10 protein-coding genes are annotated in these 12,729 nt (G+C 75.4%); 2 read left to right on the top strand and 8 right to left on the bottom strand.

Annotation, left to right across the window (positions count from 1 at the left end; all coding sequences use genetic code 11):
- Positions 1-23: 23 nt before the first annotated feature.
- Positions 24-878 carry a glycosyltransferase family 2 protein gene (locus H505_RS0121780; RefSeq protein ID WP_051301005.1) on the top strand — a complete coding sequence of 285 codons (855 nt, stop codon included), beginning with the start codon at positions 24-26 and terminating at the stop codon, positions 876-878.
- A gap of 257 nt (positions 879-1,135) precedes the next feature.
- Here H505_RS0121780 and H505_RS0121775 read toward each other — a convergent pair whose 3' ends face one another.
- The 5 genes from H505_RS0121775 to H505_RS0121755 all read right to left on the bottom strand — a co-directional run bounded on the left by H505_RS0121775 (position 1,136) and on the right by H505_RS0121755 (position 6,124).
- Complete coding sequence (locus tag H505_RS0121775; RefSeq protein WP_026403670.1) at positions 1,136-3,550, bottom strand: HelD family protein; 2,415 nt, start codon at positions 3,548-3,550, stop codon at positions 1,136-1,138.
- A 135-nt stretch (positions 3,551-3,685) separates the two neighbouring features.
- Positions 3,686-4,285 carry an SDR family NAD(P)-dependent oxidoreductase gene (locus tag H505_RS0121770; protein WP_026403669.1) on the bottom strand — a complete coding sequence of 200 codons (600 nt, stop codon included), beginning with the start codon at positions 4,283-4,285 and terminating at the stop codon, positions 3,686-3,688.
- The gene (locus H505_RS0121765) at positions 4,282-4,977 is read right to left on the bottom strand and encodes an acetoacetate decarboxylase family protein (protein ID WP_026403668.1); all 696 of its coding nucleotides are present in this window, start codon (positions 4,975-4,977) and stop codon (positions 4,282-4,284) included. Before H505_RS0121765 ends, H505_RS0121770 begins: the two co-directional genes overlap by 4 nt.
- A 32-nt stretch (positions 4,978-5,009) precedes the next feature.
- Complete coding sequence (locus H505_RS0121760; protein WP_034519129.1) at positions 5,010-5,513, bottom strand: SRPBCC family protein; 504 nt, start codon at positions 5,511-5,513, stop codon at positions 5,010-5,012.
- A gap of 20 nt (positions 5,514-5,533) precedes the next feature.
- Entirely contained in the window at positions 5,534-6,124 is a 591-nt protein-coding gene (locus H505_RS0121755) for an HD domain-containing protein (RefSeq protein ID WP_026403666.1), read from the bottom strand.
- 109 nt (positions 6,125-6,233) lie between these two features.
- Here H505_RS0121755 and H505_RS47915 point away from each other — a divergent pair, with 109 nt between their 5' ends.
- On the top strand, positions 6,234-8,606 hold the full coding sequence (locus tag H505_RS47915) for an outer membrane protein assembly factor BamB family protein (RefSeq protein WP_051301004.1): 2,373 nt from the start codon (positions 6,234-6,236) through the stop codon (positions 8,604-8,606).
- Here H505_RS47915 and H505_RS0121745 read toward each other — a convergent pair.
- The 3 genes from H505_RS0121745 to H505_RS0121735 all read right to left on the bottom strand — a co-directional run bounded on the left by H505_RS0121745 (position 8,581) and on the right by H505_RS0121735 (position 12,708).
- Positions 8,581-9,705, bottom strand: coding sequence for a glycosyltransferase (locus H505_RS0121745; protein WP_026403665.1), 1,125 nt, complete (start codon positions 9,703-9,705; stop codon positions 8,581-8,583). The genes H505_RS47915 and H505_RS0121745 overlap by 26 nt on opposite strands.
- Before the next feature lie 181 nt (positions 9,706-9,886).
- Positions 9,887-11,149, bottom strand: a complete 1,263-nt coding sequence (locus H505_RS0121740; RefSeq protein ID WP_026403664.1) for a nucleotide sugar dehydrogenase — start codon at positions 11,147-11,149, stop codon at positions 9,887-9,889.
- A gap of 56 nt (positions 11,150-11,205) precedes the next feature.
- Positions 11,206-12,708 (bottom strand): glycosyltransferase, encoded by a 1,503-nt coding sequence (locus H505_RS0121735; RefSeq protein WP_064743687.1) that lies wholly within the window; start codon positions 12,706-12,708, stop codon positions 11,206-11,208.
- Positions 12,709-12,729: the final 21 nt, after the last annotated feature.

The raw sequence follows: 12,729 nt of genomic DNA, 5'->3' as shown, positions 1-12,729 counted from the left end.
AACTCAGTGTCGTCGTATTGACTATGGGCAACCGGCCCGAGGAGTTGGCGCGTGCCGTCCGCAGTGCCCTGGAGCAGGAGCACGTGGACATCGAGGTCGTGCTGGTCGGCAACGGCGTCGATCCCGTGGGGGACCGCGGCGGCGAGGCGCCCTTCGACGACGCGCGCGTGAAGACGATCGCGCTGCCGAAGAACGTCGGGATCCCCGCCGGGCGCAACCGGGGCGTCGAGGCGTCCAGCGGCGAGATCGTCCTGTTCCTGGACGACGACGGCTGGTACCGGTCGACCCGCCTCGGCACCTACCTGCGCGACCGCTTCTCCGCCGACCCGAAGCTCGGCGTCGTGTCGTTCCGCGTCCGCGACCCCGAGGGCGGCCCCGGCGAGCGGCGGCACGTGCCGCGGCTCCGCGCCGGCGACCCCGAGCGCTCGTCCGCCGTGACGACCTTCCTCGGCGGCGCCTGCGCGATCCGCCGCGCCGCGTTCGACCTCGGCGGCGGCCTCCCCGAGGACTTCTTCTACGCCCACGAGGAGACCGACCTCGCCTGGCAGGTCCTCAACGCGGGCTACCACATCGCCTACGACGCGTCCGCGGTGATGTACCACCCGGCCGTCCTGCCCACGCGGCACGACATGTTCTACCGGTACAACGCCCGCAACCGCGTCTGGCTCGCGCGCCGCAACCTGCCGTGGCTCCTCGCGTTCGCGTACCTCGGGGTGTGGGTCGCCATGACCGTCCTGCGGGAGCGCAGCCCGAAGGCCCTCAAGCCGTGGTTCAAGGGCTTCGCGGAGGGCTGGCGCAAGCCCGCCGGTCCGCGCCGCCCCATCTCCTGGCGCACCGCCTGGCGCATGACCCGTACCGGACGTCCGCCTGTTATCTAGTGGCGCCCTCGGCGTCAGGCCCCAGGGGGCCTTCCTTCAACGGGCGCCACGGGCGATTGCTGCATCGCTCCTACTCGCCCTTGGGGCTCGCTGCGCGATCAGGTTCTCGCGGGCTCGAACCTGGCTTCGCTCGCAATCGCAGTTGTTCCCGTGCGCTCTGGCTGGGGCTTGGCTGGGGTGGTGGGTTGTGCTCGGCTGGGGCCGAGGCTTTGTGGGGCGGTCGGAGATGCTTGTGGCCGGTTCGGGGGGGGGGTGGGTCAAGTTCCTAGGAGCTTGGCTTGCCAGTCGGGATCGGTGGTGAGGACGGTCAGGCGCTGGGTCGCGCGGGATACGGCGACGTACAGCACGCGGAGGCCGCGCGGCGACTGGGCGGCGACGGTTTCCGGGGCGACGATCACGGCGGCGTCGAATTCGAGGCCCTTCGCCTCCAGGACGTCCAGCACCTGGACGCGCTCCGGCAGGCCCTCCGCGAGCCGCGCGCGCTCTGCCTCGCCCCAGGCGGTCGTGTCGAACAGGGACGCCTGACCGCCGGGTTCCAGGGCGAGCGGGACGATCACGCCGATCGTCCCCTCGACCTGGTGCAGCAGTTCTCCGGCCGCGGCGCGGGCCGCAGCGGCGAGGTCCGGCTCGGGGACGACGTCCACGACCGGGTCGATCCCGGACGCGCGGACGGCGCGGGCCGGGCGGGCGTCCGGGAGCGCCTCGGCGAGCACCCGCGCCGACACCGCGGCGATCTCGGTGGAGTTGCGGTAGTTCGTGGTGAGCTCGTACTCGTGGCGGGCGCGGGGGGCGCGCTTGCGGGGGCGTCCGCGCCCCTTCCGCTCGCCGCCGAGGGCGGCGTCCATCGCGGCGCGCGCGGCGTCGAGGTCCTCCCAGGCGCTCTGCGCGGGGTCCTCGACGATCGTCCAGCTCGCCTGCCGGCCCCGGCGGCCCAGCATCCGCCACTGCATGGGGGAGAGGTCCTGCGCCTCGTCCACGACGATGTGGGCGTACTCGGGGCGCTCCTCCACGACGCCGTCGTCGACGCGGCGGGACCGTTCGAGCCGCTCGATGGAGGTCGTCAGCTCCTCCATCTCCGGCTCCCACGTCTCGTCGGCGGCCTCCTCGCCGGTCAGGATGTTCACGCCGTCCACGACGAACGGGTCGTCCGCGGCGGGCGCGCGGCGGCGCCGGGACGGGCGCGGCGGGGCGCCCAGCAGCGCGTCGAGCTCGTCGAGCAGGGCGACGTCCTGGTAGCTGAGCGGGCCCTCCGCCCAGGACGCGGCGAGGGCGGGCAGGTCCTCGCGGGGGAGGTCGCGGCCCGCGGCGCGGCGCAGCCGGTCCGGGTCGCCGAGCGAGCGCAGCACGTCCAGCGGGGTGCGCAGCGGCCACCAGGCGACCAGGAAGTCGGTGAACGCGCGCTGCTCCCGGACGCGCGCGTCGAACTTCTCCCGCGGCGAGCCGTCGGACGTCCCGGACCGTCCGGTGTCGTCGTCGAGGGAGGCGAGCCCGTCGGCGGCGAGGATCGCGTTCCACAGCCCGGTATCGGCGCCCTCGGCGGCCTCCGCCGCCTCCTGCCCGCCGATGCCGGTGAACCGGTCCCACAGGGCGTCCAGCAGCGCCTCGGCGGCGCGGCCCCGGGCGGCGTTGACGCTGCCGCGGCTGCGCCGGTGCACGTCGGCGCGGACCCGGTCGAGGCGCGCCCGGTCGAGGGCGACGACGACCCCTTTGAACACCACGCGCAGCTCGTCGGGCGCGCCGGGGGCCTGATCGGTGACGGCGCGGCGCAGCACGGTCGCCATCGGCTCGGCGCCCTTGAGCCGCGCGAGCGCCGGCGCGTCGTGCGCGGACGCGGTCACGCCGTCCACGAGGTCGCCCAGCGAGCGCAGCGCGGCCGTGCCCTCGCCGAGGGACGGCAGGACACGCTCGATGTACGAGGTGAACCGGGGGTTCGGCCCGACGACCAGCACGCCCCGCGACCCGAACCGCTGCCGGTGCCGGAACAGCAGGTACGCGACGCGGTGCAGCGCCACGGCCGTCTTCCCGGTGCCGGGCGCGCCCCGCACCAGGACGGTGCCGTCGGCGGGCGCGCGGATCACCTCGTCCTGCTCCCGCTGGATGGTCGCGACGATGTCGCGCATCGCGCCCTCGCGGGTGCGGGCCAGCGACGCGAGGAACGCGCCGTCGCCCACCACGGTCATGCCGTCGGACGCGGACGGGTCGAGCAGGTCGTCCTCCAGGTCGACGACGGTGTGCCCGCGCGAGTGCAGGACCCGCCGCCGGACGACGCCCCGCGGATCCTCGGGCGTCGCGCGGTAGAAGTCCTCGGCGGCCGGGGCCCGCCAGTCGATCACGAGGGAGTCGTGGTCGGGGGTGCGCACCCCGACGCGGCCGATGTACCGCACCTCGCCGGCCGCCAGGTCGAGCCGCCCGAACACCAGCCCGTCGTCGGCGATGTCGAGGGCCTGCGCGCGGCGCGCGGCCTGGTGCACCCAGGCGTCCCGGTCCACCAGCGACGCCTTGGTGCCCGCCTGCGACTGCCGGAACCCCTCGCGGATCATGGCCTGCGCCTCGGCGCGCATCTCCTCCAGCCGCGCGTACGCGATGTCGACGTAGCGCTGCTCGGCCGCGATCTCGCGGTCCTTGACCGTACCGCCGGGATCGGCCGGCCGCCCGGTGACCTGGGACGACATGCAGGCTTGCTCCTCCGCATCGCTGCACCGGGGGGTGTCCCCGGCACCCCCGAAGGGGCCGGAACAGCAAGCTTATTCTCCCGTCCGCCGCCCGACGACCCGGCGAACGCCCCGGCCCGCGGGGGCGGGAGGTGCTCAGCGGCGGAGGCGGCGGAGGCGGCCGGGCCGGGGGGCGGGGTGGAGGACGAGGGCGCGGCGGCGTCGGGCCAGGGAGCGGTCGACGGCGTCGAGGACGTCGCGGGGCGGGACGTCGGGGTGCGCGGTGGCGACGCGGAGGCGGACGCCCGGGGCGGGGTGGTCCGCGGCCAGGACCTCCAGGTAGGTGATCAGGGCGGTGGTCGCGGCGGCGTGCGCGGGGGAGCGGGACGGGTGCTCGGTGATGACGATGATCTCGCCGCGGCCGCGGTCCAGCATGCCGGGGAGGGCGGCGTCGACGCAGCGGGACGCGGCCAGCGCCACGTTTCGTAGAACGTGTTCTAGGTCGGTGGGCGGGGCGGTGGGGGCGCAGACGAGGCGGTGCACCGGGCCCGTGACCGCGAGGACGTCCGCGACGGCCTTCGGGTCGGCGGCGTCGCAGACGCGGGTGTGGGTGTTCGGCGAGCGCAGCGCCGTGCGGGCCAGGCCGGGCTCGTCGGTGTCGACGGCGACGACGTCCCAGGCGTCGGCGGCGAGGCGCTGCGCGGCGCGGGCGCCGACGCCGCGGGCGGCGCCGGTGACCAGGGCGGTGGGCCTCACGGGCGGACCTCCTCGGCGGCCTCGAACGTCATCCGCAGGTGCCCGACGGTGCTGGTGCTGAGCGCGCGGGCGCCGTCGAGGCCGAGGGTGCGCAGCTCGTCCGCGACGGGGTGGTCGCCGAGGCGGACGGTCGCGCCGCCGGGGCGCATCCGGACGCGCGCGGGCGACACCTCCCACGGGACGCGGCGGGTGACGCCGTCGAGGTGCGAGTAGGCCGTCACGCGCGGGCTGCGGGACCCGGACGGGACGGGCGCGCCGGGCCGCACGGCCAGTTCGACCGCCGTGCGGCCGCCGAAGCGGACGGCGCAGCGCTTGACGCGCGAGGCGAGGTGCATCGGGATGTCGGCGAGCTCCTTGGGGAAGCCCCAGATGCCGCGGCCCGCCTCCAGGGTGAACTCCTGGTTGACGGGCAGCCAGTGGATGAACGCGCCGACCTCGCCGCCGGGCGGGCGGGCCAGGAACGCGACGGCGAACTCGTGGTAGGGGCCGAGGTCGCCGTCGATGTACCGGACGAACGCGAGCGAGCAGACCGCCCGGCCGCGGACGGGTTCGAAGACGTCGAGTCCGGAGTAGGCGATCAGTGCGCGGGCGGCGGGCGCGCGGACGGCGAACATCGCCGAGGCCACGGCGGCGTCGCGGATCCGGACGGGCATGGCGACCCGTTCGCCCTGCACGGCGTAGTCGGTGCTCACCCTTCTTAGTAGAACAGGTTCTCGTTTTCCTGTCACGTACCGGGTGCGCGTTCGACGCCCGTCCGGATCCGGTCGAGGGTGGCGCGCATCCCGCGCCGGTTCACCGCGGCGCGGCGCTCGGCGGGGACCCCGGTGAAGACCCGGCCGAGGAGGGAGACGAACGCGGCGCCGCGGGTGTCGCGGCGGAGGTCCTCCCAGTACTCGGTGAGCCGCGTGCGGGACGTGCCGTCGACGTCGAAGCCCTCGACGCGGTAGCCCCACAGCGCCACCGGCATGCCGAAGCTCGACACCCGGAACGCGAACGCGCGGCCCGGCTCCGCGACCGTCACCCGGCAGTTCGTGAACCACAGCCGCCATCCGAGCCGGTTGAACCCGACGAACCGGGTGCCGGGCGCGATCGTCCGCCCGCGGATCCACGTCGCGACGACCTCGGGACTCCACTCGCCCATCCGGCGCAGGTCGGCGACCGCCGCGTACACGGCGTCCGGCCCGGCGTCGATGGCCACGCTCTCCTCGACCACCCACTCGCGTTCCATGGCCCCGATCATCCCGCACGCTAGAGCAGGTGCGCGTACCGCTCCCGCCAGCCCGCGTACCAGGACGCGAACCACGGCTCGTCCCGGGTCAGCGGCAGGATGTAGGTGACGGTCTCGGCGTAGTAGCGGCGCTGGAAGTCGGGCGGCATCCGGTCGAGCGTCTGCACGTTGCTCACCCGGTCGGCGAGCTTCACCCGGACGGCGTCGCGCGGGGCGTCCCGCAGCCGCCGCAGGTACGCCGACTTCGCGGCCCGCTTCGCCTGCCGCCCGGCGCCGCCGGCGGGGGGCTTGGTCACCCAGTCGACCAGTTCGGCGACCCGCGGCCCGAACTCGGCCTCGACGTCGGCGGTAGTGGCGGGCGTGTCCTCGACCACATCGTGCAGCAGGACGGCCGCCAGGACGTCCGGGTCGGTCTCGCCCGCGCCCCGCACCAGCACCTCGAGCGCCTCCAGCAGGTGCTCCAGGTAGGGTGCGCCGGTGGGGCGCCGCTGGTCGCCGTGCCAGCGGACGGCCGCGGCCGCGGCCCGCCCGACCCGATCGGCGTCGAGGCCGGTGCCGGCGAGGTCCGCGCGGGCGTCGTCCCAGGTACGCCAGCGGTCGAACACCTCCATGGATTCCTCCCCTTCCGTGCCGGAGTTTCTTTTTCCGGTCGTGTCGCGCGGGCGCCCCGGGACAGGGCATGGTGGAGGTTCACCTTAAGCGGAAGGAGGCGGCGCGGTCGTGGTCGGGAGCCGGCAGCGGCCCGGCGGCCGGCCGGAGCCCGCGGGCAGGGTCCGCATCGTGCTCGGGCTCATCGCCGGTGGGCTGGCCGTGGCGCTGTGCGTCGTCCTCGTCGACCGGTTCGTCCTGCACGCGGAGTGGTGGGAGGTCCGGCACAGGGTGACCGGCGAGTCCGTCGCGCCGCTCGGCGACGTCGGCCCGCCGCCCGGGCCCCTCGCCGTGAGCTGGGAGCGGACGACCCGCGTCCACCGCGGGTCCGTCGCCGGGTACGACACCGTCTCCTACGACGTCGCCAAGGGCCAGATCGTCACCGTGTCCGGCCAGGGCGTCCAGGTCGTGGACGCCCGCACCGGTGCGCGGCGGTGGAGCTACAGCCGGTCGGACTGGTCGCTGCTCGGCTGGACGTCCACCGAGACGCGGCTCGTCGGCTACTTCGAGCGGGACGGGCACCGCGCCGACCGGGTCCTCGTCGGGTTCGACCTGCTGTCGGGCTCGCTGCTGTGGAAGAACGAGGGGGCGCGGCGGCCCGCCGCGGTCTCCCGCACGACGCTGCGCTTCCCGGCCGGGGCCGGGGTCGTGCTCACCACCGACGACGAGCGCCGCACGCTGGTCGGACTGGCGGCCGCGACCGGCGAGCCGCTGTGGCAGCGGCAGGTGCGGCACGGCTGCCGGCTGTTCGACGGCGCCGCGCAGCCGTCCGGCGACCGCGAGTCGCTCGTCGCGATCGCCCTCGACTGCGCGCGGCAGTCCCGGCCGAGCCGGCTGCTCGCCCTCGACCCGCACAACGGCGACGTCCGCTGGGACGAGGCGCTCGGCGCCGAGGAGGCGCCCGAGGTGACGATGCTGGACGGCGTCGCGCTCGTCTCGGACGGGACGGCGCTGCGGGCGTTCGACGAGGAGGGCGAGGAGTTCGCCTCCTGGGACGGCGACGCGGTGTGCGGCGACGGCATGTGCCCGAGCGTCCTCGCGGACGGGCGGCTCATCGTCGTCTATCATCCGGCCGGGACGAAGCGCGGCACGACGCTCATGGAGGCGGTCGACGTGTCGTCCGGCAACGTCGGGTGGGCGCGCGAGGTGCCGTCCTACACGGCGCTGGCGCGCGCGGGCGGCGCCGTCTACGCGCTGCGCCCGCGCCTTGCGGAGCTGCTGCTGCCCGCGGGGATCGACGTCGTCTCGCCCGCCGACGGCACCGCCACGACCGCGCCCGCGCCGTTCACGATGGACCCGGACCTGCCCGGCAAGCGCCCCTGGATCGCCGCGGCGGGCGGCCTGCTGTACGTCGCGGTCGCCGAGGCGGTGCCGCGCCCGGCGGGCGAGTCCCGGCTGGTCGCGCTGCGCGGCGGCCGCACCGGACCCGGGCCCGACGAGCTCGGCGGCGTCCCGGTCGCCGACTGGCCGGACGCCTGCGCGCTGCTGGAGAAGGAAGACCTCGCGCGGGCGGGGCTGGAGGACTACGTCACCGAACCCGCCGACGCGGAGGTCGGGGAGGCCCGCCTGCCCGACCCGGTGTCCTGCACCTACGAACCGGTCGAGAAGAAGCCCCGCAAGGACGACGACCCCGGCGAGGACGACCCCGGCGCCGAAGGCGACGGGACGGGCGCGGGCGGCGAAGGCGAAGGCGACGGGACGGGCGCGGGCGCCGAAGGCGACGGGACGGGCGCTGCCGGCGAAGGCGCGGGCGGCGGCCAAGGCGCGGGCGGCGACGGGACGGGCGCGGGCGGCGAAGGCGCCGGAGGCGGCGAAGGCGCGGGCGGCGAAGGTACCGAAGGCGGCGAGGGAACCGGGTCGGGCGAGGGATCCGGGGCTTCCGAGGGGCCCGGCGCCGCCGGTGGCGGGGATCGGGGCGGTGCGGGGCCGTCGGCGTCGGCGTCGGCGTCCGGGGCGGGGTCGCCGTCGCCGGGGACCGGCGGGCCGAGCGCGCACCCGACGAGCCCGCCGCCGCCGACCGGGGAGCCGACCGCGGCGGACGGGGAGCGGGCGACGGCCGTCCGGGGCCTGACGGTGAGCGTCCGGTGGGTGGCCGAGACCGACGACGCCGCGTCGCAGATGCTGGACGCGTTCCAGTCCGTCCAGTCGCAGGTGCGGCGGCGGGAGAACCTCGGCGGCGACGAGATGTACGAGATCGGGACGACCGCCGGGGTGATCGCCGTCCGGGTGGGGCGGGTCATCGCGGTGGTGGAGGCGGGGAGCCCGACGGGGGCCGCCGCCCGGCTCGCGAAGTCGGTCGCGGCCAGGCTGGAGGAGCGCGAGCGGGAGGCGCGGGCGGCCGCGGCGAAGCGGCTGGCCGAGCAGCGGGAGAAGGCGGCGGAGCGGGACCGCGAGAAGCGCGACGGGGCCGGGGGACCGGTCAGTGATCCGCCGCGGGCTCCATGACGGCCGCCGGCCGGGCGTGCCCCGCCCAGGCTTCGAGGTGGGAGACGAACCGGGCGGCGTGCACCGGCCAGTGGAACTGCTCGCGGGCGGCCTTGTGCCCGCGCCGGCCGAACTCGGCGCGCAGGTCCGGGTCTTTGCGCAGCCGCAGGACGGCCTCCGCCGTGGCGGCGGGGTCGTTGAACGGGACGACGAAGCCGCACTCCGCGGGGCCGACGATCTCGACGGCGGGCGGGTTCGGGGTGGTGACGACCGGCACGCCCCGCGCCATGTACTCGATGACCTTGGTGGGGACCGAGTGCCGGTAGTTCGGCTCGTCGTGCAGCAGCGCGAGCCCGACCATCGCGCCCTCGGCGATCCGCAGCGCCCGGTCGTTCGGGACGAACCCGTACCAGCGCAGGACGTCGTCGCGCTGGGCGTCGCGCAGCGCGGGCTTCACCGCCTCGTCCGCCGAGCCGATCAGCTCGACGGTGACGCCTTCGGGGGCGAGCAGCCGGGCCGCCTCGATCATCTCGTGGGCGCCGCGCGCCGCCGAGATGTGCCCGACGTAGACCGCGCGGTTGTCGTCGGGCGCGCCGGGCGGGTCGTCCGCGACGTAGGTGGTGTTGGGGACGACCGGGTGGTCCCGGCGGAACCGGGTCCGGTAGCCCTCCTCGGCGAGCAGCAGCCGGTGCCGCCGCTCGGCGCGCCTCTCCAGGCGGCGGACGGCCGGGCGCACGAGCGGCCGGACCGGCGCGGGCAGCCAGCCCTTCATGCCGAGGGCGGCCGCGGTGTCCTCGTGGACGTCCCAGACGACCGTCCGGGCGCGCGCCCGGCGGGGCAGCGCCATCAGCAGTTCGGGGTCGTGCAGGAGGATGACGTCCGCGTAGGACGCGTGGTCGGCGAGGGCGCGGCGGGCGGCCCGCATCGCCTTCAGGCGGCGGCGGCCGGTGGCGCGGGGCACGTCCACGGGGCTGACCTCGCGCCACGGCGCCACATTGCATGCCCGGAACGGGGCCATATATGTGACTTCATGACCGGCATCCAATAGTGCCCGGATTTGCCGGTGCAGAATGCGTGCATCTTCCGGATGGTGCACGATCGTGCAAACACAGACACGCATTCCACTCACTCCGCAACCCTGCCGAACCAATGCCGCCGAACCGGCTTCTCCTCGGGAGTCTGCTGCCGCGATGGAAATGGTGGATGAATTCCCGCCGACCACCGCGTGGACGGCACCGGGCGATTGCCGATCTCTGGTATGGGGGGCCGCCCGGGGCCGTCCGTCCGTCCGGACCGGCCGGTCAGAGCAGCTCCACCGTCTCCTGCCGGGCGCCCCGCGTGCGGCCCCGCGTGTCGAACAGCAGCCGCGCGTGCCGCGCCAGCACGGCGGGCTCGTAGTCCGCGTGGTCGGCCAGGACGATCGCCAGGTCGGCGTCCGCCAGCGCGGCCGGCAGGTCGTCGCCCGCGTCCCGCACCGCGGCGCCGTCGACCTCCCAGCCGGACACGTACGGGTCGTGGAACGCGAGGTCGGCGCCCAGCCGGGCCAGCCGCCGCGCCACCGGGCGGGCCGGGGACTCGCGCTGGTCGGCGATGTCGGCCTTGTAGGTGACGCCGAGCAGCAGGACCTTCGCGCCCTTCAGCGCCCGACCCTCCCGGTTGAGGAGCTGCTGGGCGCGCTCCGCCACGTACCGCGGCATCCGGTCGTTGATCTCCTGCGCCAGCTCCACGAACCGGAACGGGTAGCCGAGCGAGCGGACCTTGTACGACAGGTAGTTCGGGTCGATCGGGATGCAGTGCCCGCCGACGCCCGGGCCGGGCCGGAACGCCTGGAAGCCGAACGGCTTGGTCGCCGCGCAGTCGATCGCGTCCCACAGGTCGATGCCCAGCTCGTTGCAGAACACCGCCATCTCGTTGACCAGCGCGATGTTCACGTGCCGGTAGGTGTTCTCCAGCAGCTTGGCCATCTCGGCCTCGCGGGTGCCCTTGGCCTCCACGACCCGCTCCACGAACTTGCCGTAGAACGCCGCGGCGGCCGACGCGCACGCCGGCGTGAGCCCGCCGACGATCTTCGGGGTGTTGCGGACGCCGTACACGGGGTTGCCCGGGTCGATCCGCTCCGGCGAGAACGCCAGGTGGAAGTCCGCGCCGGCGGTCCGGCCGGACTCCTCCAGGATCGGCCGGACGACCTCCTCGGTCGTGCCCGGGTACGTGGTCGACTCCAGCACCACCAGCGCCCCCGGCGCCAGGTGCCGGGACACCGCCCCGGCCGCGCCGCGCACGGCCGTCAGGTCGGGCCCGCCCTCGGGCGACAGCGGCGTCGGGACGCAGATCACCACGGTGGGCGCGCCGTCCAGGACGTCCTCGGACGTGCTCGGCGCGAACCCGGCCGCGAGCAGCTCCGCGACCTCCTCCGCGGAGACGTCGTCCACGTGCGAGCGCCCGGCCCGCAGGCCCTCGACGACGCGCTCGTCCAGATCGAGCCCGCCGACCTTCAGCCCGGCGCGGCACGCCTCCCGGACGAGGGGAAGCCCCACATAGCCGAGTCCGATGACGACCAGATCCATCACTCGGCTCCCTTCACGGATTCACGGAAATCACGGACTTTCACGGCGAATCGCGATCATCGGTCGTCGTCCGCCCCGTACGCGTATGCGGCGCGGTATCCGGACGCGACGGCGCCCCATGTGCGCTCGGCCCGGACCCATTCACGGGCCGCCTGACCGATTTTTCGCCTTCTTTCTGGACTGTAAGCCAGTTCCTCCAGGTGATCGGCCCATGCTTCCGGGTCTTCCGGAACTGTTAACGTCCCGGTCACGCCGGGTTCGACGATTTCGCGAAGAGCCTTGACATCACTGGCTATAACGGGGATTCCCCCTGCCATCGCCTCGATCGGTTTCAGGGGCGTGACCAGCTGGCAGACCCGGTCCGCCCGCCGGGGGACCGCGAAGACGTCGAGGAGTGCGTGGTGGCGGCGTACGGACCGCATCGGGACACGGCCGGTGAACACGGCGTGCACGCCGTGCGCGGCCGCGCGCCGCTCCAGCGCGCCGCGCTCCGGCCCGTCCCCGACGAGCAGCAGCGTGACGGGCGTCCCGCGGTCGCGCAGCAGCGCCGCCGCGTCGATCAGCGTGTCGATGCCCTCGTAGCCGAAGAACGACGACGTCAGCCCCGCCACGAAGGCGTCCGGCGCGATGCCCAGCTCGGCCCGCAGGCCGGACGCGTCCGGCAGCGGCTCCAGGAACGCCTCGTCCACCCCGTTCGGCACCGTGAAGACCTTCTCGGCGGGCACCCCGCGGGACGCGATCTCCGCGCGCATCGCCTCGCCGAGCGTGACGACCGCGTCCGCCTCGGCCATCCGGCGCGTCTCCAGCTCCCGGGTGAGCCGGTAGAACTCGTCCGTCTCGCGGTGCGCCGGGTCGCGCGACAGCCACGAGTCCTCCAGGAAGCCCCGCACCTCGTACACGACCGGCAGCCCGCGGCGGCGCCGCAGCTCCAGCGCGACGGCCGCGTTCAGGTGGTTGCTGACCGCGTGCAGGACGGCCGGGCGCACCGCGTCCACGATCCGTTCGGCCAGGTCGGCGCCGCGCTCGACGGCCCGCACCGGGTCGGCGGGCGGCAGCCACGGCAGCAGCCGGTGGTAGGCGACGCCGTCGACGTCCACCCGCGGCCGGGCGTCGCCGAAGCCCTGGCTGAGCGGGTAGCCGAGCCGCGTCGCGACGTGCACGTCCCGGCCCTGCGCCCGCAGCGCCAGCGCGATGCGGTGCGTGCGGACGGTATAGCCGGCGTTCGTGTTCGGCAAGGCGTTCGTCACGAACTGCAGGACGGCGCCGTCCGCCGGGGAGACCTCCTGGGCGGGCCCGCCGGCCGGCACGGCGGCCCCCGCACCGGCCGGCGGGGTCTGCGGGGCGGGCGGCACGTGCGCCAGCAGGGCGCGCAGCTCGGCGTTCTCCCGCGCGACGACGCGGGGGCGCGGGACCGCGAGCCGGGACCGCGCGAGCCGCGCCCCCGGCCGTCCCGGGGTCGCGCGGGCCAGCATCCGCACGGCGAGCCGCGGCGCGCGCGCCGGGTCGTCGCGGAGCTGCCGCACGGCGAGTCCCGGCAGGTAGACCGATTTCTTCAGCACGGCGGGGAAGCGTAGGCAGAC

The organism is Actinomadura rifamycini DSM 43936 (genome assembly GCF_000425065.1).
Classification (GTDB): Bacteria; Actinomycetota; Actinomycetes; order Streptosporangiales; family Streptosporangiaceae; genus Spirillospora; species Spirillospora rifamycini.
This window is presented reverse-complemented; position numbering and strand designations above follow the sequence as displayed.

Coding starts and splice junctions, on each gene's coding strand:
- H505_RS0121775 (WP_026403670.1), bottom strand. CDS start 3,550: ATGTCGTCCCAGGTCACCGGGCGGCCGGCCGATCCCGGCGGTACGGTC.
- H505_RS0121740 (WP_026403664.1), bottom strand. CDS start 11,149: ATGGATCTGGTCGTCATCGGACTCGGCTATGTGGGGCTTCCCCTCGTC.
- H505_RS0121760 (WP_034519129.1), bottom strand. CDS start 5,513: ATGGAACGCGAGTGGGTGGTCGAGGAGAGCGTGGCCATCGACGCCGGG.
- H505_RS0121780 (WP_051301005.1), top strand. CDS start 24: ATGGGCAACCGGCCCGAGGAGTTGGCGCGTGCCGTCCGCAGTGCCCTG.
- H505_RS0121755 (WP_026403666.1), bottom strand. CDS start 6,124: ATGGAGGTGTTCGACCGCTGGCGTACCTGGGACGACGCCCGCGCGGAC.
- H505_RS0121745 (WP_026403665.1), bottom strand. CDS start 9,705: ATGCGTGTCTGTGTTTGCACGATCGTGCACCATCCGGAAGATGCACGC.